Source organism: Haloquadratum walsbyi C23, from assembly GCF_000237865.1.
Classification (GTDB): domain Archaea; phylum Halobacteriota; class Halobacteria; order Halobacteriales; family Haloferacaceae; genus Haloquadratum; species Haloquadratum walsbyi.
In genome coordinates this window covers 1,217,798-1,237,405 of the sequence record NC_017459.1, presented here as the reverse complement: position 1 = coordinate 1,237,405, position 19,608 = coordinate 1,217,798, and the positions used below count along the sequence as shown (strand labels likewise).

At 45.9% G+C, this 19,608-nt stretch carries 20 protein-coding genes; 8 read left to right on the top strand and 12 right to left on the bottom strand.

Annotation, left to right across the window (positions count from 1 at the left end; genetic code table 11):
* Positions 1-115: 115 nt before the first annotated feature.
* The gene (locus HQRW_RS05430) at positions 116-640 is read right to left on the bottom strand and encodes a 2'-5' RNA ligase family protein (RefSeq protein ID WP_014555792.1); all 525 of its coding nucleotides are present in this window, start codon (positions 638-640) and stop codon (positions 116-118) included.
* Positions 641-750: 110 nt separating this feature from the next.
* Here HQRW_RS05430 and HQRW_RS05425 point away from each other — a divergent pair, with 110 nt between their 5' ends.
* Positions 751-2,070 carry a M28 family peptidase gene (locus HQRW_RS05425; protein WP_014555791.1) on the top strand — a complete coding sequence of 440 codons (1,320 nt, stop codon included), beginning with the start codon at positions 751-753 and terminating at the stop codon, positions 2,068-2,070.
* Positions 2,071-2,433: 363 nt separating this feature from the next.
* Positions 2,434-2,577: a rubrerythrin-like domain-containing protein gene (locus HQRW_RS15440; protein ID WP_014555790.1), complete on the top strand. Its 144-nt coding sequence runs from the start codon at positions 2,434-2,436 to the stop codon at positions 2,575-2,577.
* Between the two features lie 1,275 nt (positions 2,578-3,852).
* Here HQRW_RS15440 and uvsE read toward each other — a convergent pair.
* From uvsE to HQRW_RS16375, 3 genes are all read right to left on the bottom strand, one after another.
* Entirely contained in the window at positions 3,853-4,752 is a 900-nt protein-coding gene (gene uvsE, locus HQRW_RS05420; protein WP_014555788.1) for a UV DNA damage repair endonuclease UvsE, read from the bottom strand.
* A 612-nt stretch (positions 4,753-5,364) separates the two neighbouring features.
* The gene (locus HQRW_RS05415) at positions 5,365-5,877 is read right to left on the bottom strand and encodes a peroxiredoxin family protein (RefSeq protein ID WP_014555787.1); all 513 of its coding nucleotides are present in this window, start codon (positions 5,875-5,877) and stop codon (positions 5,365-5,367) included.
* A 30-nt stretch (positions 5,878-5,907) separates the two neighbouring features.
* The gene (locus HQRW_RS16375) at positions 5,908-6,429 is read right to left on the bottom strand and encodes a hypothetical protein (protein ID WP_231852441.1); all 522 of its coding nucleotides are present in this window, start codon (positions 6,427-6,429) and stop codon (positions 5,908-5,910) included.
* Between the two features lie 98 nt (positions 6,430-6,527).
* On the opposite strand from HQRW_RS16375, the gene HQRW_RS05405 reads away from it, so the two are divergent.
* On the top strand, positions 6,528-7,973 hold the full coding sequence (locus HQRW_RS05405) for a radical SAM protein (protein ID WP_231852440.1): 1,446 nt from the start codon (positions 6,528-6,530) through the stop codon (positions 7,971-7,973).
* Between the two features lies 1 nt (position 7,974).
* On the top strand, positions 7,975-8,682 hold the full coding sequence (locus tag HQRW_RS05400; RefSeq protein WP_014555784.1) for a class I SAM-dependent methyltransferase: 708 nt from the start codon (positions 7,975-7,977) through the stop codon (positions 8,680-8,682).
* Positions 8,683-8,772: 90 nt separating this feature from the next.
* Here the strand turns inward: HQRW_RS05400 and HQRW_RS05395 are convergent, their stop codons facing one another.
* The 3 genes from HQRW_RS05395 to HQRW_RS05385 form a co-directional block, all read right to left on the bottom strand.
* Positions 8,773-9,513 (bottom strand): DUF7530 family protein, encoded by a 741-nt coding sequence (locus HQRW_RS05395; RefSeq protein ID WP_014555783.1) that lies wholly within the window; start codon positions 9,511-9,513, stop codon positions 8,773-8,775.
* Complete coding sequence (locus HQRW_RS05390; RefSeq protein ID WP_011571274.1) at positions 9,510-10,442, bottom strand: NmrA family NAD(P)-binding protein; 933 nt, start codon at positions 10,440-10,442, stop codon at positions 9,510-9,512. The genes HQRW_RS05395 and HQRW_RS05390 overlap by 4 nt, the downstream gene beginning before the upstream one ends.
* 437 nt (positions 10,443-10,879) lie before the next feature.
* Positions 10,880-11,731 (bottom strand): hypothetical protein, encoded by an 852-nt coding sequence (locus tag HQRW_RS05385; protein ID WP_231852439.1) that lies wholly within the window; start codon positions 11,729-11,731, stop codon positions 10,880-10,882.
* A 601-nt stretch (positions 11,732-12,332) separates the two neighbouring features.
* Between HQRW_RS05385 and fer the strand changes: the two genes are divergently transcribed.
* The gene (fer, locus tag HQRW_RS05380) at positions 12,333-12,725 is read left to right on the top strand and encodes a ferredoxin Fer (RefSeq protein WP_014555781.1); all 393 of its coding nucleotides are present in this window, start codon (positions 12,333-12,335) and stop codon (positions 12,723-12,725) included.
* A 638-nt stretch (positions 12,726-13,363) separates the two neighbouring features.
* Here the strand turns inward: fer and HQRW_RS05375 are convergent.
* From HQRW_RS05375 to HQRW_RS05355, 5 genes are all read right to left on the bottom strand, one after another.
* Positions 13,364-13,819, bottom strand: a complete 456-nt coding sequence (locus tag HQRW_RS05375; protein WP_011571270.1) for a TIGR00725 family protein — start codon at positions 13,817-13,819, stop codon at positions 13,364-13,366.
* A gap of 273 nt (positions 13,820-14,092) precedes the next feature.
* Positions 14,093-14,845 carry an SDR family oxidoreductase gene (locus tag HQRW_RS05370; RefSeq protein ID WP_014555780.1) on the bottom strand — a complete coding sequence of 251 codons (753 nt, stop codon included), beginning with the start codon at positions 14,843-14,845 and terminating at the stop codon, positions 14,093-14,095.
* Between the two features lie 137 nt (positions 14,846-14,982).
* On the bottom strand, positions 14,983-15,399 hold the full coding sequence (locus HQRW_RS05365) for a dCTP deaminase/dUTPase family protein (RefSeq protein WP_014555779.1): 417 nt from the start codon (positions 15,397-15,399) through the stop codon (positions 14,983-14,985).
* 53 nt (positions 15,400-15,452) lie between these two features.
* Positions 15,453-15,824 carry a hypothetical protein gene (locus HQRW_RS05360; RefSeq protein WP_014555778.1) on the bottom strand — a complete coding sequence of 124 codons (372 nt, stop codon included), beginning with the start codon at positions 15,822-15,824 and terminating at the stop codon, positions 15,453-15,455.
* Positions 15,825-15,947: 123 nt separating this feature from the next.
* Positions 15,948-17,564, bottom strand: coding sequence for an MBL fold metallo-hydrolase (locus HQRW_RS05355; RefSeq protein ID WP_014555777.1), 1,617 nt, complete (start codon positions 17,562-17,564; stop codon positions 15,948-15,950).
* A 111-nt stretch (positions 17,565-17,675) separates the two neighbouring features.
* On the opposite strand from HQRW_RS05355, the gene HQRW_RS05350 reads away from it, so the two are divergent.
* The 3 genes from HQRW_RS05350 (at position 17,676) to HQRW_RS05340 (ending at position 19,293) form a co-directional block, all read left to right on the top strand.
* Positions 17,676-17,879: a hypothetical protein gene (locus tag HQRW_RS05350; RefSeq protein ID WP_049891678.1), complete on the top strand. Its 204-nt coding sequence runs from the start codon at positions 17,676-17,678 to the stop codon at positions 17,877-17,879.
* A 530-nt stretch (positions 17,880-18,409) separates the two neighbouring features.
* Positions 18,410-18,622 (top strand): hypothetical protein, encoded by a 213-nt coding sequence (locus HQRW_RS05345; RefSeq protein ID WP_011571265.1) that lies wholly within the window; start codon positions 18,410-18,412, stop codon positions 18,620-18,622.
* 92 nt (positions 18,623-18,714) lie between these two features.
* Positions 18,715-19,293, top strand: a complete 579-nt coding sequence (locus HQRW_RS05340) for a metallophosphoesterase (protein ID WP_014555776.1) — start codon at positions 18,715-18,717, stop codon at positions 19,291-19,293.
* Positions 19,294-19,608 lie beyond the last annotated feature (315 nt).

Sequence of the window (19,608 nt, the reverse complement as noted above, 5' to 3'; positions counted from 1 at the left end):
ATTAAATAACCAACTATTCTAGCGTGCTCTGATTTGTATGTGTCACTCAAATGCATCGTAATATCCTGACTGTCCAATCGTATTCTGGTATTCGTATCTACATCTAGTGTTCTCATTATTTCAATGATAGATCATAGCTCTCGATCATCTCCCAGTCTGGGACTTCTTTTTTTGTATTAATGAGTGCAATCTCATCAGAGTAGATTGTACCTTGCAATGATGAAACATCAGTCGAATTAATAATTTGTAGTCGCTCCGTTATATTCATTTCACTGTATATGATGCTAAGATGTGGAACATACATTCTGTGATCAATATTACATGTATCTCTCATTGCTTTATGTGCAGAAAGAATGTTCACCGTCGGTTCAACTAATAAAAACACACATTGGTGTTTCGTTGTCGAACACTGTACTCCCGTCAACACAGTTTGCACTGGATTACATTCCTCAGCGAGATTTTTCACATCCTTTTTTAGAGTTGAGACATCGCGGTCAATTCCACCAAGGATGGTGATGTGCGGTCTGAACTCAGGGGCATCGTCATACATCTCAGCGTACTCACTGATTATAGTTGATAAGCGCCGATATGCATCCGAGTCACGGTCAGGAATGAACCATATTGAGTACTCATTTGACACGAATAAATGCTCTACATATGCTATTTTACTTTTGCGGGATTAAGATTGTGACACTTACCTTGTCCTACCTGTACAAAAGAGCATTTAATTAACACCGTCAACAGTCATATATGACTGATTGGATTGGTGAGACATTCACAAGTAACATCGGATGGAAGCATCTTGAGAGGCTTGTTGATATCGATATCCGGATGGCTGGCAGCGGTGGGGAACGCCATGCTGCTGAGGTGACACGTGATGCACTTACAGATGTTGGTGTACGAGATGCACATCTCGAAGAATTTGAAATACAGGGCTGGGCGCGTGAGTCTGCTGCGATACATGCTGGGGATACAGCGCAGGACTGCATTGCTCTTCCTCGCAGTCCAAGCGGAAATGTAATGGGTGAATTAGTTGATATTGGGCACGGACTCCCCGCTGACTTTGATTGTGATCTTAATGAGAAGGTCATCCTTGCTGCCAGTGACATCCCAGATTGGCACGATCGTTACGTTCATCGACGAGAGAAATATTACCGAGCAGTCAATGCTGGAGCCTCAGCATTCATCTATCGGAACCACGTCAACGGATGCTTACCCCCAACCGGTAGCGTTGGAACTGAGGAAGCTCCGATCGGAGAAATCCCAGCAGTTGGTGTCTCAAAAGAGGTCGGAAAACGGCTTTCTCGACGATTTACAGGGGATGATGTGGTTGTCAACACTCATGTCGATATTTATGACACGACAAGTCAGAATATCCATGCTGACCTTGGTCCAAAGACAGAGAATGCTGTTTTATTGACAAGTCATGTTGATGCCCACGATATTGGAGAAGGGGCGGCTGATAATGCTGCTGGAACCGCAATAGTGCTCGAAGTTGCACGCGCACTTGCACAGCGTGAATCTGAGCTTGATACCCGCGTGCATCTTCTTGTGTATGGAGCCGAGGAAATTGGACTCGTTGGGTCGCAATACGATGCTGATTCGCGTGATTATGAGACGATTAAGGCAATTATAAATAATGACGGGGTTGTTCGGAATCGAACGCTCGTGTGTCATGCACATGGGTTTGATGATCTTATCGACGCTGCTGACCGCGTTGCTGCCCGCATGGATCATCCGATTGATGTGCCACCTGAATTGAATCCACACAGTGACCATTGGCCATATGTCACATGGGGTGTCCCGGGGTATCATATTCGAGCAGATACAGGCGATGTCGGTCGTGGCTGGGGTCATACTCACGCCGATACACTTGATAAATTATCGGTCCGTGACCTTCGTGAGCAAGCGATTTTATTGACCGAACTGGTTATTGAACTCGCCAGCGACGATACAACAGTCGCCCATCGCCCACCATCAGCGATTGCTGATCAACTTGAGCGTGAAAATCGCGCTGAAGGGATGCAAGTCATTGGCGATTGGCCGTATACGAAAACTATAGATCGGTGATTCCGTCCACTCTTCTCAGTCATTTTATCTTGGCGGTGTACCTCTTTGCTCAAGCCTCTGGATTGTTCCACCCAGAGAATGGCAGGTTGCGAATTTCAATATCCCAACGCCTGAGAATCCTCGCCCTCCAGGATATGGAGAATATCAAATCTCGATGGTGAGGTCATCATGTTCAAATAGATTAGCAAGTGCCCGGAATTATTTGATGAAAGCAATCAGCAATCCCTGTAATACTGTAATAAAGCGCCACTGAGAATAACTCTAGGGCTCAAAATACTAATTCGACTGACAAGTGAGATGGAGTAGCTTACTTACAGAAATGTAGCACATATGTTAAGTATGTTAAGATATTAATTATAAAACATGATGAGAACGGATCCAAACTATTCTGTCGGCGATTTACATATCTGTCGTGATTGTGGAACTGGTGTCGAGGATGTAGAAGAGCAGAGTCGTTGTCCAAAATGTGGCGGCACAATGAGAAATACGACTGTCGCACACGACTAGTGTGTAATCTGGGACATTCGTTTCGACAAAGACGCGCTACGATCTTGAGGCGCCGAATCGTGTGATTCCCCTCCGACAGTGAGAGAGATTCAAAATTGGCGATTGTGGTCCAACCAGAGATCAATGATATCTCATGAACCTCATAATGTTGTCAACAAGTCACCACAACTTTGTTTTTATTGATCTTATGATTCGGATAATATATACTATATCTAGTTTATCTGATCTTATTCAATTGATTCTGTTTAAGCGGTTCCAACTACACGAGCAGAGGGATGAGACTTGGAGTCGTCGGACCCATATCCAGTGACGTGGTACTGTGGAATCACTCTATGTCATATGAAGAAGCGGTAAATAGGGCACGCAAGCCATCCGCTACATTATCAATACACTACATGTCTAGAAAATAATGACACTGCTCCTGACGGTACCGCACGTGGAGGCGGATCCTACAAGTCTCGTTCGCAACCAATTGAAATGAGCTCTGTTTCACACGACTCACATTCCCCTCGCTCGCTTGCGCGTACGCCGCAGGTAGGACATTCATACATCTCACACTGCTCAATGTCGACGCTCGGTCTCATGCATGAATATAAGAAATGTAGTCTGATATGCCTTCTGTGACAGCTTTGATATTCTCACCGGATTGAATCACGAGGCTTCCCTCGTGGAGCAGCACGCTGGTTGTGCATCCTCGACAGGACCCTGGCCGAGACCATCGGCATCTCAGTTATGATTTGTATACAGGCGGTCAAGGCAACTACCCCGAGGTGAGTTCACTACATCGGGTCTCGCTCGAGGTGAGTTCACTATATCGGGTCTCGCTCGAGGCGAGGCGTGACATGCTTGGGGCTGGGTATCCGTTTGGATCTCACAGACACTGCCATCGATCCGACTCACCCACGAGGGTGAGTGGTTATCCGACGCAGGATTGCTTTGTGATACTGGAGACCTCAAATCAACTCTAATCTTCGTCTGATGTACTTACGACTGAATGTGCTATCACGCAAATTAATACTTCGCGGGTGGCGTCCCTCATGTCGGATTTCCCCACAACAAAGCGCGAAGCTTTCTTCTTGAGATTCCGTAATTAGTCTGTGCACACATTATATGATGTTCATAAAGAGAGGGTTGTTTCGATATTGATCAAGCCTTGATGAATTCATTGCTCTGGGACTCAATATCAATCTGTGAGTTCACGCTGTCTATCCGTTATGTCATCAAATGCCTAATATAATTGATAAATAAGTCGTCTCAAGGTAATGAGAGAGACTATCAAGTAGTTGTTTGGACCTGGTTTACAGCAAGTTCTTTTCCATCACATTCAATCATCACATCAGCCTGAGTATGGAGCCATGATGGTACACGGTCAACATACGACGCATGAGTCTGTGGTCGATCTGCGTTCTCTGCATGCAAGATTGCCGGTTCGGAGTAGTGTGTTACTGGACATACACCCCACGTATCTGCAGCCAACGCGAATGCTTCACGATATGTGGTCCCGTCCGTAGAGAACGAATGATGATGATAGTCGAATGTGATAGGACAGTCAGTGATAGTCGAGATACTTTCAACAAGTTCTGTCACAGACCAGAGATTCGGGCTATCATCATTTTCAATCACAAGTCGATCAGCAACACTTGATGAGACCGTCTTCATAAATTCGATAAAGCGGTCTGCTGTACTCGCTTTGTCACCGTAATGACCGCCAATATGGATATTAATCGGATATTCATTCGTTTGTGGGAGACCCATCAAGTCGAGCCATGAGCCATGATTTTCAAGACTTTTTCGAGCTTTCTCGCGGGTACTTCTCGTCGTGGAAGCCGGTTTAACGAAATAGTCTGGGTGAAATGAAAGCCGCATATCGTGATCTTGAATAAATTCACCACATTGTTCAGCGACTTCTCGAATCGTGTCGATATTTGGGAGTGATTCAATATTATACTGAGAATTCCACGGGACAAATGACTGTGATGTACATCGATAGAACCCGATATCGTGTTCATAGTTCCATTGAAGAATAGTTAGCAGGTCGCGGAAGTTCTGTTCAGCAAGTTCACCAGCGTATGGGAGTCCTTTGTCCTCCCAGGTTTTCTTTTGCATCCCTCGGTTGCATCTCACTGGGGGTTGGTGATCCCGAAGCGTGTTGTTACGACCAGCGTATCCAAGCATGTATAGAATGAATTGGACGATTGGTTTGGGTGTATCGAATCACCCCACACATTGAGTCCCATTATCAACGACGATTAGCGTATTAACACTATACGAACCGAATAAAGCCAGTTCAACTGTTCGTTAGTATTATTCTGAGTTAAATCTGGTAGTGAGTGGCTATGAGTATCTCTGTCTATTGGTACACATTCTTTATCTATGCTCATTCAATCATATCCGCGATAGAACAATCAAACGCCAATAATCAAAGAGAAACTGAAACTGAACGGACGTTTATTCGAGAAGAATGAGATTTTGAGCAGGAATATCGAGTTAATGCCGCCGATGCTGGTCGGTTCCTGATTGAAATCGGCGAACAATTTCAAGAAGGCAACGAGTTAACACTCATCGATCAAGATTGGAAGTTGCCATGCATATTTGGGGAGCCGATTGGACTCGAAATAGGATTTGAGAGTTATGATGATGCAAAATACCGGCTGGAATCAATACAGGACATTAGAGGACCGATTAACGCAGTAAGATACATTTCATCTTCGAGAAGTTGGAGGAATGATCAATACAGCGAGGTTGACTATACAATCGTCAGAAGAGTGAATATGACGAAAGTGCTGGTCATGAGACATCAACCTCGGGTGCTGCCTGAAGTGATTCTAATTCAGTGAGAAGGGTCTTAATATCAGGTCGATCAAACGTTGAACTTCCTTTATATGTATACGCAATTTCCGTTGGTGAGAGACGACGATCGAGAATGACAACCGCTGGCATCCGACCGAAGAAGTCGCTGAATCGTCCTAATATTCCAAACCGAACAGGTTGGTCATAAGCCTCTCCAGTTTCGGCTGCTGGATCGGCTAATAGTGGATATGGAAGATCATATTTCGACTGCCATTCTGCGACACGCTCGACAGGCTCAGGGACGATCGAAACAGCTTCTGCGTTATGCTCGTGAAAGGCATCTATTTGTTCGGCGATTGCTTGTACCTGTTTACGACAGTTGGTGCAATAGTGATCACGTTGAAAAAAGAGAACGACAAACTCAATCTCCTCCGATAATGTAGCTACCGAAAACGGGTCCGGTCCAGCAGATACATTAGGTAATGAAAAATCAGTTAGTCGAGTTGACATACGAAAAAGAGTCCCTCATGAGGCTTTATATTATCGATTCATTGATTTCTTAATTGCCTCAACAACCGACTCTGTTGTCGGAACCTGGTGTCCCTGTGAAAGACGAGTCCCCTCAACAACGATAACGGGCGGATGATAGCCACCATAGCGAAGTGCAAAAGGAAAGTGTGTCCACCACGAGACAACTGATACATCTACATCGACATCAACCTGTGCGGCCGCAGCATCTGCGGCTTGGACAAACAAGTTGCACTCCCGACAGAAGCTCTCCGGGATTTTGAGCTTTCCATGGTATCCAGTCACGATATATAATTTAATCTCGATATCAGATTCAGATCCAGACCCAAATTTAGACTTCGATCTTGACTCCGGTCCAGATGACCGCCATGGTAACAGCGATGCCACCGGAGGCGACGGTGAATCGCTCAAGTGTTCTTTTGACTTCTCGTTATGAGATATATGATGCGTCATCTCCTGTGTTGGTTCATTTGATTCGACTAGCTCCTGAGCAGGGTCCGAAGACACAGATATTGTCAGGTCCTCGTGTATCATACATGAATATATACGTTGAAGATATATTTTGCTTCGCCACAATTGTATATATTTCACATAGGAATAACGTATATATTCTTCCCACAATGCGAATTGATATGAGTCAAATCAAACGGAGACTGGAGTCAACGACAAGCCTCTGTCCGAGTTGTCTTACTCTCATTCCGGGTGAATATGTCACCGATGATAGCTCAGTGTATCTTCATCGTGAATGTCCAGAGCACGGTGAGACGACACGGAAAGTTTGGGATTCACTTGATCACTGGGAGTGGGCAAAGCAATTTCAACCTGATGCCGAATTTAATCCGGATGGGGATTTCACTGTCAGTAATGACCACGCTTGTCTGGCAGTCATTGAGGTGACCTCTGACTGCAATCTTTCATGTTCATTCTGCTTTGCAAGTTCGGGACCCGGTGGGACACATCGATCATTCGAGACTGTTGAAAAATTGTTACAGACAATTGTAAAGAGTGGTGGTCCACGACCGATTCAGTTCTCTGGTGGTGAGCCGACAGTTCGCGATGACCTCCCAGAGATTGTTGAACGAGCAGTTCAGATGGGATTCGAACACATTCAAATCAACACAAATGGTATTGAGCTTGTTGAAAAAAAGGGGTATGCCAGTCGACTCTCTGACGCTGGGGTTACTGCGATATATCTACAATTCGATGGGCTTCAATCAGAGACATATGAAGCAATCCGAGGGGTTGACTTAGCCGATCTTAAGCGTGAAGCAGTCAAGACCTGTCGAGAAGCTGGACTCTCTGTTGTATTAGTACCGACAATTGTTCCTGGCACGAATGATCACGAGATGGGAGATATTGTTCGATATGCATTAGAAAATCGCGATATTGTTGAGTCCGTCAATTTCCAGCCGGTGGCTCACTTTGGTCGGTATGAGACGAATGACGGTCGATTCTCATTAGATACGGCTGCGAAACGTCTTGCTGAGGGATTTGAAGTGATTGAGCCACGGGATCTCATGCCCGTTCCGTGCTGTTCGGCATACTGTCAATCAGCCACTGGGTTACTCCCTAGTGAACAGGGTCCAGTTCCAGTGACAAAGTTCCTCTCAGCGGATCTGTTCACTAACATATCTGGTCTGGTTGATGAAAGTGACTGGATGGAATTAATTGCAAAAACTCCGGCTGGTGGTGAGGCTGCCTGTCAGACGGCTAATTGTTGTGGAGGAGATGCTCCTTCGCTCCCAGCAGGCGCGGATGAAATGCTTGATCGTGTGCTTCCAATATCATTAACCGGGTTCATGGATGCCGATGCTGCCGATGCCGGTCGATTAGATAATTGCTGTATTTCTGTGCCGACCGAAGATGGTGAATTAGTCCCATTTTGTGGATATAATATGACGACTGATGACGGTGAATATGCACTTCGGAATCGAAACAACTGGGGAGGGAGACCAGGAGTCAATGAGCCATTACCTATTGATGATGACGCTGGGTGTTCTGTTGAGGATGCTGAGCAGGATTCCAGTGTCACTGAGGCAATAGAAGTCACCGATCAATCAGCATCACGTGGTGAATAATATGCAGGGAATGCTTGAGACTGCGCTTGCAAACCCATGGGATACGCTTCGCAGCATTCTTGATGATCCGCTTCACCCAGGCGGTCGCGAGGCAACAGAGGAGCTGTTAGATCGCGCCGCGGTAACTACAGGAACGCAAGTTGCTGACATTGGCTGTGGAGCCGGTACGTCGCTCTCCATAGCGCGTGACCGTGGGGCTAATGTTGTGGGAGTTGATCGTTCACCAAGCGGGAGAGAGACCGTCCGCGGTGATATGCGACAGCTTCCGCTTTCAAATAATAGCGTCGAGGTCGTGCTTGCAGAATGTGTAATGTGTCTCACTGAACAACATGAAACCGCACTCACTGAAACGGCTCGAATCGTCGAGCCAGACGGATATCTTGCGCTTTCAGATGTGACTGTTGAGGGACAACTGCCTGATTTACCAGCCCCAATTACCACTGGACTCTGTTTAGAATCCAGCCGCAGTCGACAGGGAACAATCGAGGCAATTGAAGCGGCTGGATATGACGTGATAGACGTTCAGAACCATCGTGATGACATCTTAGCGATGCAAGAGAAATTAGAAAAGAAAGTTGATTATGAACAAATACTTGGACTGCTCGGTGAGCGCGGACGGCGGTTACTTGATGGAATTCACGAAGCGGAAGCCGCTGTTGCAGAGGATCGTATTGGCTATCTCTCAGTGGTCGCGCAGCGGTCTATGTAAACTGTCCTAGCCTATTCTCTTAGAGAATCACTGCTTGCTCAGGGAGTCTTTCTTTTGAGTTTGATGAGAAAACACCGATAGACGACAACATCAATGGAAGCTTGGACTCATTAATATCGCTGCTGTCCCAGAGACAATAACAACAGCAATGACGTGGATGATCAGGACATTTTGAAGTACTGACCCTGTTTTCAGAACGGGAGCGATCGATAGTTGGAGCAGACCAAAAAGTGCTGTTTCAGAGTCTGCACGGCGAAGAAGGCGAGCCGTTTCTGGATCAAGATTAAATTCATGCGAACCCTCATTTGAAATTCGGTACCGACCTGCTCGCCAAAGTCCAAGCAAGCTTGCCCACCAGTTCGTCCCAATGCGATATGAGATATCCCACCCAACGAGCAAAAGCACATACATGACAACAATTGGTGGGTTCGCTCCGAGAAGCGAATGCAATAACGGTCGTACACTCTGTTGGGGCTCAAATACAAACAGATGGGTGATAAGTGCCACATAAACCAACACTCCCAGAACAGTCTCTACCTTTGAACCAAACAATAACCGCTTATAGCTTGTTGGTACTGCCCGCGAGCGGACAAGCCGACTGATACGGAGCATCTCGACACTACCGAGTGTGGCAAGCAGAACCGCAGCACTCCCAACGATTGCAATCGCGCCATTATTATCCCACACTGCGAAGGCAAGAACTGCTGTCTCGAAAAAGACAAGTTGAATTCCAATCGCAAGGGTATTCGGGATATCGATACCAGGAAGTGCGCTGATAATACTTTCATACACCCATGTTTCACCGAACTCTTTTTGATTTGCAGTTGTCATGACTTTGCGTTCGGCATCATAGAGGTCTCGGTTGGTCTCAGCACCTCATCAACAGCTGTTTCGAACCTGATCGGGTCAACACCAAGCGCTATTGCTGGCTTCGGGTCTGAAACGACAGCAGGTGTTGACAGGCTCTCGACAAGTGGCGAAACCGTCTGGTATGGGACATCTGTGACTGCAGCAAGACCAAGAGCTGCCGCAGGAAGTGGCATTCGAGGGATAATGTGAACGCTGAATCGTGTCTGAAGTGCATTAGCAACCACTCTCAGTAAGTCGGCATACGGTCGAGCATTCGGTGCACCGACCTCAATCACCTCAGCAGTGGTCTTGGTATTGATGATAGCAGTAAGATACTGCACGACATCGCGTACGGCAATTGGTTGACATGGTGTATTTATCGCCGGGGGAACCGGCGCAACAGGGACCCGAGCAGCACATTGTCGCATTAATTGAAAACTGAGGCTATTCGAACCGATGACGACACCCGCTCGAACTGTTGTCAGTTGATAATCATACCGGTCAGCACCGAGAACAGATTCGACTGCCCTCCGAGAGTGGAGATGATCATCCCCATCTCCGTCTACATCTCCGAGACCGCCGAGGTAGACAACGCGATTGATACTAGCCGTTGATGCAGCACGGGCAAAGGCTGTCGCAGCCTGACAATCTCTATCTGCGTAGTTTGAACCTGATCCAAGTGAGTGAACGAGATAGACACCAATGTCTGCATCGCAACAGCACTCGTCAACACCTGCTGGGGTGAGCAAGTCGCCTTCGACAACTCGAACGCCTGGGGCTGAAACAAGCGATTCGGAACGAGGCGCTGAGGCATCGCGGACAAGTGCTGTGACTGTATGACCAGCATCAAGAAGCCTCGGGATTAATCGGCTTCCAACGCACCCAGTCGCTCCAGCAATAGCGATACGCATCAATGTACCCCACAAATGGGAGAGGCGCAGATCGGCGCATCATTGCATGAGACAGTATAATAATTGTCCATGTAAGATGTTCACATGCAGGCATAAGTGTGTTATGCGGCAACAAAACACATAAGCTTATCAAAGAGCATCTCAGCGAAATCAATGAAATAGTTGATACTCAACAAATCGACAGTCTTTGTGCTTGCACACACCCAGCAAGGATATATGATGCTGCGGCGAGCGCACATGCGAGTGGCGCAAATACAAATATGTCAGTAGATCTGGGACACCGAAATATAAGTAAATGCTTAGTATGGTACCATTGATTCAGTATTTTTGGATTACTGTCATATTCAGAGACTAGAGAGTACACCGTCTCCCACAGGATTGTTATCCAGAGAATCTCCAATCAACTTCACTCCGCCGCGATTGGCTACTCTGTGGAATTACGACGGAATGAAACTTATCAGACCGATGAGAGCCATAATTCCTGCTGCTGCGTACCCCCACCGATACTGATTAAAATCAGCGATAATATCTGTTTGGGTCTGGTCAGAAATAATTGTTAATTCCTCACCCTGTCGAGGTTTCAGGACTATGTCATCTGGTCCAGTCGGATGAGTTGTCTCGCCTGTTGCTGTCGCTTCACAAAGGAGATATATTTCCTGTCCCGGAGTGATTGTTTCCTCGAAGTATCGGCGTTTACTTTTGCTCTCCAGATCCATCTCCCCAAGCTTGATTGTCGATTCAGACCGCTCTGGAATATCGGGGTCAGCGCTCTCAAATGCGGCAATTTGCGGTGGTAACTCACAGTCGGATGATACGGAGTGCTCAACAGAGAATTCATCAAACACACAATATACATCATCAATCGAGACTCCAACCGAGAGCATCCGGTCAATGTCGAGTCCGCGCCAATTAATTTCCCATTCCGAATTAGATTTCGATTTGACATGATCCTCAATATCGACCCGAGTCTGCCCTGTTCCATCATCAATAATAAACGGTCTTGCGTCGATGCCTGAAACCCGAGTTTCCCACCCAGTATCATCATATTCATCGACTTCCCACACCGAAAGGACACATTCCTTATTTCCGATTGGTGAGTCAAATGTTTCCCCATCGATCACCTCGGCTTGAACCTCGACGATTGGGGCTTCAGAGAGTTGTCCGAGATCAGTCGTCGGTGTTTTCGATATAATCGACTGGCGTCGGTGAAGTCGTCGACTATACCACCCAATGAGCACCGCCGCAATCAACAATACCGTGCCGACAACTGGCGCATGGAACGAAATCATGATCATCGTGTGCTGATTCTTGACATTTGAAATCAAATCAAGACACGGAATTGAGTTTTTTTATTCAGCCGTGACTGCGGGCTGGGGTCGAATTATCTCATAGAATACCCTTCCGTGCAAATACAGTGCAACAGAGATCGGCAAAATTGGCATGGGTATCTACTGATAGATAGTATTGACAAACTGATAATCACGACCACAGACTCCTCTGTTGTTCTATTATCTTTAGATCATAATTGATCTGTTTGGATGTCTTAAATAGCAGCCATCGATTCTCCAAATGAAACTATTTCACCAATCAAAAAGCGTGCAATCAGGAAATCCACTTCGTGGACTCCCATGGGTTGAGATGTGTGATCCGGACCTCAATCAGAGGTTTCCACCAGCAGGTCAGGACCATTCCGCCATTCCTTGGGTGATCCATCATACACAGCGATCTCTTCAGATAGGTGACTGTGGATGATACCGGACGATCCTCGCCTGTCCAGCGCTTACACCCGCCATTTAGGATATCGACCTGATCGTGTCTGAATGCACGTAATATCATGGAGAAATAACAAAATAATAAGTTCTAATACCATGACGCACATATAATCTATTGATGGCAACTGTAGAATATCTGAATTATGAGACCCTTGATGATAAGGGCTGGGAAATGGATGATAATGATCTTTTCGAGAAGGCTGCTGATTCCGATCTCGATACTGAAGATTACGGATCACTTGAGGTAAACGAGGGCGAATACATTCTTGAAGCTGCAGAAGCACAAGGGTATGATTGGCCATTCTCCTGTCGTGCAGGTGCATGCGCAAACTGCGCTGCAATCGTGACGGAAGGAGAAATCGACATGGACATGCAGCAGATTCTTTCCGATGAAGAAGTCTCTGAAAGGAACGTTCGGCTGACATGTATCGGATCACCAGCAGCCGATAATATCAAGATTGTTTACAACGCAAAACATCTTGATTATCTCCAAAATCGCGTCATCGGCTAACGTATATCAAATCACCAGTAGCCGATGGAATCCCAGATTGTCCACAATCTAAACCATCCCGATTCGGTTCGAAACCGGGTTGTCGGGACAACAGAAATGATGGCATAGTAATCGAAATCCCGATTTCAAGATACTCAAGCGATTAGTTCTGAGTGTTATCATATTGAATATCGGGTCTCGAATCTGAGTTAGTATCAATAGGATATGATGTCAGTATGGAGCACGGATGTGAGTTCCATTTCTATTGAGAAGATTTACTTGGAGAGCTAAGATGTATATTCTGCTCAAATACTGATACCACATTTGTCGATTCTGAGAACTGAGTCACAGTGCTGTATCATCTCTTTTTGCGTGTGCACTGTTTTCGTCATAATTGTCTCAGAGTAATTAGTGCAAGTCTTTACCGCCGTGATTATCCGTGCCGTGATAGGAGCCGCTGAAACCGCGTCATTCGACACCGTCGGTGAAACTATTCGAACTAATCACTCTCAGAGTGCCGCCGCTCATCGATTGGGATATGAGTTAACGAATGACTCTTAATATCTCCTCCGACCTGAACGATGGGATTTTATTTTATATTTTCATAGTTAGCTGCTGTTCATATCACCAATTACCGTATACAGATCTGCTTGAATGTTTTATGACTCAATGCTATCTTCAAGATATCTAACTGCCTCTATTGGTACTTCAATATGTTCGATACCGTAAACACCATTAACGCGATGTGTATCAAGACCAGCCACTGGTTTCTTAAATGTAAGCGCATGCCCTATTTCTGAAAGTGTCCCAGGACCACCATCAACAGCAACGACGCCATCACCATTCATTACAATAACTGGATTCCGTGCATCATTGATTCCTGTTGCAATCGCTGTTTCAACATATTCGTTTGCTTGCTTCGGATCCTTGCCTGGAATGATACCAATTGTATGAGCCCCTGTATTTTGTGCACCCTTACAAACCGCTTCCATCACGCCACCTAACCCCCCACAAATGAGTTCGTGACCCCGCTCACCTACTACCTCACCCAGACGCTCTGCTCTTGCGTACTCATCATCTGTAACCGTACTTCCACCAACTACACTTATACGCATACTCTATGATGGGTCCTGATGATGCTGATAGTTTTGATTTCTTGTGTCGGAGTATGATATATCCTGGGACCGTATTGTGATTGGAGATTCTGGAGTTGGTGAGCTCATGGCACTTGTTCGTCATATAATTTGTTTCGCAGTCTCATTGTGCACTCTCTATGTGTCAGCGAAGCGCACTTCGGCAATCATGTCTGTGGTCTTTCGATCATATCGCAAAAGTATCATGAGTGGTTCGGTTATACTGAGTTTTACCGTTTAAAGGTGTGTCATCAATTAAAATCTGTAAAAAATATCTTCTCGATTGAGATCAAGTTCGGTCACCGCTGCAGGTGCATCCTGTCGAGCAGCGAATAAGATTGCGCCGACAACATCAGTCACATCAAGAGTTGTATCTGAATCAAGCGTCTCGTTATTTGAACGTTCGCGGAATTGCGAACCAAAGTTTGTCGTAACTCCAGACGGATTGATGAGGGTTGTCGCAACTCCATCTGGTCCGACACGACCGGCCACGCTGGCTGCGAATCCCCGGAGCCACCATTTTGAAGCAGCGTATATCGGCGTTGATGTACTCGGATATTTACCTTTGAAACTCCCGATGAAAATCAGTGATCCATTGGTTTCTCGCAAGTGAGGGATTGCTGCACGAGTTGTATAAAACGCACCGTGGACATTCGTCTCAGTTACTTGTTTGAATTGCTCAATAGGTATCTCTGGGAGTGCGGTGTCAGCGGACTCGCCGGTTCCAGCATTCACGATGCAGATATCGAGTTGATTAAACCGTTCAATGGTGGCATCAATGAGCGCATCAACTGCGGTATGGCTGACGACATCTGTGGGGACCGTAAGCGCGGTCCCGCCCATCGCCTCACACTCACTTGCCACTGTCTCGAGCGTTGCTTCAGTCCGGGCAGCGAGCACAACAGTCGCTCCAGCACTCGCAAATCGCCGCGCGGTCGCTGCTCCGATACCTGAGCTCGCACCTGTGATAAGTACGACTTGTCCGTCAAATGACTCCATATTATTCATATATAGATTTCCTAGGCGATATTTTAGATATGATCAGCCTGCCTCTCTTGATGTTTATATCGATCCGACGAGTGAAGATTGGTTGAGATATTGAGTGAGTCAGAGTAATACAGATACTAACGGTATATTTGATATTATCACGCTATTGGAAAAATGACTGAGACTCGTGCATTCTCTTTTATATGAATCCCTGTCGAAGGAACAGACAATGGAATCATTGGGAGCGATTCGACGCGTATCGATGGGTGAGTGGCTCCTTGTTCAAGCATTTCTGTCCGGGGTTGAAGATGCGCTTTTGTTGACAGTGATTCGTTATACTCAATCAAATATGTTCCCTCATCAAGATGCCACCACTGGTAAGTATCGCTCTCGTTGTGAAGCTGTTTTGAATGCGACTGTACGTCTGCAGGCTTAATCTCACTACCACCAAAATCGAGTTGTCCAGGCTGCTGTATGTTATATATTTCATTCACGGTGATATCAACCCCACCATCATCGCGTATTTGTGTTGGTTCATGTATAATTTCAGCCACTGCCTCTCCAATCGAATCCATACTATGCGCTACATCAGTTAATCGATATAAACCCGACGTTGGACTGCATCCGATTAAATAAGACCGTCAGCGACTCTCACGGAACCGTTGCCAGTTTCGATGAGCGCCGTCTGGTCTACACCGCTTCCAACACGGCACTCAGCCATGTCGACTGATCCAGTTTCAATCTGTGCCGTGATGGTATATGTTGCAGCCTCACAATACATTTCAACGGTAACTGCCCGTGAGGGGGTAGCCTGTAGTGTTCGCTCATATACACATTTTCCTGCAGCGTTATGAACTTGCACATGAACTGTATAGGTCTTAGAGGCGTCATAATTCCGAATGACCAGCGTCTGTTCACCATTCTGGCGGTTTTGGCTATCATTCGGTATGTCTTGACCGGATTGATTATCAGAATTGACTCGTACTTGCTGTGTTGGCATAGGTTACACATCTGGTGTATCTGATATATAACCACAAAGACTCTCTCAGAGTGAGAAACATTAATTAAAATGACTTGATTATGGGAGTCCTTTAGAACAATTCATACTAATGAGCATATCTGATTACCCCTTTTCGATGAGATATTCAATTTTGTCACGGAGTGTCTCTAATTCAGCTTCAAGTCGTTCTTGACGTTGTCGTACCTCCTCAATGTCACTGTCTTTGATACCGGAATTGGAGGTAGAAGCCGAAGTCGGAACGGAATCAAGAGCAGGCTGCTCATCACCGTTTCCACGCTCAGTTTCGATTGGAATCGGCTCAAGATGTTGTGCTACCTGGATTGTGCTCGCGGTCGTGTTATCAGAGAGGTACTCCTGCAGATGTGCCGCAGCATTAGGAGGTCCATGGATAAGTGAAATACCCTGTGGATTTACCTGCCGGGCGAATGACAGCAGATCATTCGCGCCCGCGTGAGCAGACATGCCACCAATCTCGTGAATCCATTCAGTTGGCACATGTATTTCTTGATCCTGAAACGCGAATTCACCAGTCACAGGGTCATAGTCCTCACTGGCGGGCAGTGCAGTCACATGCACATCGGCAATATCGCCTGATGCCTCAATGAGACGTCTTCCTGGAGTTCCCTGTGCTTGATACCCAATAAACAACACCCGTGCATTCTCATAATGTCGCGTAAGATCACGAAGGTAGTACGGTGACCACCCGCCTGTCAGCATCCCTGATGGTGCAATAACAATCGATGCCTCATCACCAGTGAGGAGTTGTTCGCGTTCATCCATTGTATCGGGTGTTCTCGCACACTCAGGTGTGAATGGTTCAACATCACCAGAATTGATTCGATAATTAAGCATCGATTCAGACATAAATGCATCCTGACAGAACACCTCATAGACAGACATCGAATCCGTTATCATTCCATCATAGATGATTGAAGGCTCGCCATTAACGGCATTTCGCAGGTCAGTCTCACGCTCACGAAAGATTTGGAGAATTTCTTGTGCTCGACCGACAGCAAACGTTGGAATGAGGACTGGAATCCCACTTGCAAGAGCCTGTTTTGCTTGTTGATAGAGTTCAGTACGAGCGTCAGTGAATGAGCGATGCTGTAATGTCTCTCCATATGTTGATTCAAGGAAAAGCTCATCTGCCTCAGGGGGGTCATCAATATCGCCGAGATGAGCGCTTCGACCGCCAAGATCTCCAGAGAATACAATACAGCGGTCATTATACTCAATAGCAATCCACACACTGCCGAGAAGATGAGCGGCATCCCCACATTCATATGTGATGTTCAGATGCTGATTACGGTCATAACCAATAGTCATAATCCTGGAAAGAACTTGTTCAATGTCGGTGGCAGTGAATTGCTGAGGCTGATTGAGCTCTGCGGTCTCTTGTTTGTGAATCTGTAACGAATCGTGAAGAAGAATACTTGCAAGAGCATTTGTCGGACGAGTCATGAAAATCGATGCATCATCATCAAGAAGTCCGTGATGCTCAGCAACAGGAAGTCCACCAATATGATCAATATGTGCATGTGTAATGAAAACTGCGTCAATCTGTCCTTGGCTTACATCTTCGAAAAGGGGATACTCAGGGGTTTCAGACTGTTTCAGCCCACAATCAATAAAATAGTCATAGTCGCCAGCCTGGAGATGATAACACGACCGACCAACCTCATCTCCCCCGCCACGTGGAGTGACAATCAAATCGCTCATAGCTTACATCTCGACACTCAATTTAATTATATCAATCGGGACACTTTCTTGCCATTCATCGTTTGTCAAGAGAGATATCATGTGCAGAGGAGAGGAACCGTCACGGTCATAATGTATGAGTTTAGCAATACCGTTGAATTGGTCCATCAGCGGATTCCAATTGCGGATGCACCTGCTCTCAATACTGAGAATTATCGACTATGCGAGAAGACTGCAGTTCATAATGCGATCGCGTGGGCGACTGATGAGACAGCGAATCAAATCGGGACACACCAGAGAGTAACCACCTCGATACGGTCAATGAAGCCATTCTGATAGATGGCAAGGAGAACGCCTCCAAAACGTCACGCACTGTCGTTCGCGATCGTATTAACCATCGACAGAGGGGTTAGAATTTTTATTTATCGACAGTAATCAGAACACTGCGCCGACAACCGAAGCGTATGCGTCGACCTCGAAGAATATCAGCCATGCAAGACAGGAAGGGAAGACTGGAGGATACACAGAAGAGGACCGGAAACCATAATTAAAGCCAGATGACTGCTAATAAGTTCATATAATAATGACGGTGTGTGTAATAGTTATTGAATAACATCTGAGTAATCTACCTCGGGGTCATATCAACCCCAGAACACACCCTGTTTCTCTGTAGAAGGCTCAGCACAAAACGTTATGAGTATTTACTTGATATATCAAATCCACTATCAGACCAGAGAGGACAGTCGCTATCTTAACAGCGGCACTCTAAGTCAGTAATGATCATAACCGACCATGTCAACATAATGATACCATTCTGAGTATCCCGACTAGAAGATTTTATTTTTGCTCATCGATATATAATTAATGTGCCAAATACAGAGACGACAAATCGAGTTCTCGAGATACTCGAATCAGCTGACGAGCCACTATCGGCGTCAGCAATCCAGCATCGCATTGCAACGCGAAGTCGTGATATGACGACGGGAATTATCAGAGATGTCTGCAAGGAACAGGTCGAGGCGGATATGATTGAAGCAACCGATGATATCCCGCCAGCATACCAGCTTGCTGATGAGTGATTAACGGAAGCCCTAGCGTGTAGGACTAAGGAGATGTCAGATTAGAAATACTGTCTACTTACTAGGACATTATATTCATATGAGGTAATGAAATGAGTCGATATATTATTTCGGATCATCACTTTGGGCGTTTACAGGTCATCGAGGACACAGACCGATCATTTGACTCAATTACTGAGATGAATCGAGTACTCTTGAATCGATATTATCGGACGGTGGGTGAAGATGATACCATCATTCATCTTGGTGATGTCGCCACGGACACGCGCGATGGAAGTGAGACGATTGCATTCTTTAATCATCTTGATGGTGATATGCTCATCCGTGGAGATCATGATACCAGCTTAGACGCTGCAGATGCCCCGTTTCCAGTGGTACAGTCGTGTATTCTAGAACATGGTGAGCGACGATTTTATTGCACGCACCAACCTGAAACAATTCCTCCCGATTGGGATGAGTGGGCAATACACGGCTACGTTTGTGATAATCCTGAAGATTTCCCGTTTATTGCGTATGACGACCGCCGAATCAACGTGAGTAGCGAATTACTCAACTATCGACCAATCACACTCAAGACATTAGAACACATTCTCGATTGCTGTTCTCCTGGATCACGATTCCGTGATATCACCGCTGCCCGAGCCACACTCGGGAAGCATAGATTGGAATGATACATAATGAATTCAGTGAACTCGCATGTATTACTGTTCAAGACTGCGATGCATCCATGCATTGTATTCAATATCAGTATATGTCTGAATGAATGTATTCAGCTAAAGACGATGACAGTCTCTCAAATTGGTCGGTTCAATCCCTGGTTAAATTTGATTGATAAAAATTCATGTTTCTTCTAGATATGAGTGGTATTTTTGAAACTACGGGATATCAAGGAGAATGCCCCGAGGCTTGACCTCAGGATTAACTCCGATACAGTATGAAATAAATCATCAATCTATAAGTAACAAATAAAAATTATGATGGCATTA

Coding starts and splice junctions, on each gene's coding strand:
- HQRW_RS05360 (WP_014555778.1), bottom strand. CDS start 15,824: ATGCCAACACAGCAAGTACGAGTCAATTCTGATAATCAATCCGGTCAA.
- HQRW_RS05350 (WP_049891678.1), top strand. CDS start 17,676: ATGTATGAGTTTAGCAATACCGTTGAATTGGTCCATCAGCGGATTCCA.
- HQRW_RS05390 (WP_011571274.1), bottom strand. CDS start 10,442: ATGCGTATCGCTATTGCTGGAGCGACTGGGTGCGTTGGAAGCCGATTA.
- HQRW_RS05385 (WP_231852439.1), bottom strand. CDS start 11,731: ATGATTTCGTTCCATGCGCCAGTTGTCGGCACGGTATTGTTGATTGCG.
- uvsE (WP_014555788.1), bottom strand. CDS start 4,752: ATGCTTGGATACGCTGGTCGTAACAACACGCTTCGGGATCACCAACCC.
- HQRW_RS05355 (WP_014555777.1), bottom strand. CDS start 17,564: ATGAGCGATTTGATTGTCACTCCACGTGGCGGGGGAGATGAGGTTGGT.
- HQRW_RS15440 (WP_014555790.1), top strand. CDS start 2,434: ATGATGAGAACGGATCCAAACTATTCTGTCGGCGATTTACATATCTGT.
- HQRW_RS05415 (WP_014555787.1), bottom strand. CDS start 5,877: ATGTCAACTCGACTAACTGATTTTTCATTACCTAATGTATCTGCTGGA.
- fer (WP_014555781.1), top strand. CDS start 12,333: ATGGCAACTGTAGAATATCTGAATTATGAGACCCTTGATGATAAGGGC.
- HQRW_RS05340 (WP_014555776.1), top strand. CDS start 18,715: ATGAGTCGATATATTATTTCGGATCATCACTTTGGGCGTTTACAGGTC.
- HQRW_RS05425 (WP_014555791.1), top strand. CDS start 751: ATGACTGATTGGATTGGTGAGACATTCACAAGTAACATCGGATGGAAG.
- HQRW_RS16375 (WP_231852441.1), bottom strand. CDS start 6,429: ATGATACACGAGGACCTGACAATATCTGTGTCTTCGGACCCTGCTCAG.
- HQRW_RS05375 (WP_011571270.1), bottom strand. CDS start 13,819: ATGCGTATAAGTGTAGTTGGTGGAAGTACGGTTACAGATGATGAGTAC.
- HQRW_RS05365 (WP_014555779.1), bottom strand. CDS start 15,399: ATGGATTCGATTGGAGAGGCAGTGGCTGAAATTATACATGAACCAACA.
- HQRW_RS05405 (WP_231852440.1), top strand. CDS start 6,528: ATGAGTCAAATCAAACGGAGACTGGAGTCAACGACAAGCCTCTGTCCG.
- HQRW_RS05400 (WP_014555784.1), top strand. CDS start 7,975: ATGCAGGGAATGCTTGAGACTGCGCTTGCAAACCCATGGGATACGCTT.
- HQRW_RS05370 (WP_014555780.1), bottom strand. CDS start 14,845: ATGAATAATATGGAGTCATTTGACGGACAAGTCGTACTTATCACAGGT.
- HQRW_RS05395 (WP_014555783.1), bottom strand. CDS start 9,513: ATGACAACTGCAAATCAAAAAGAGTTCGGTGAAACATGGGTGTATGAA.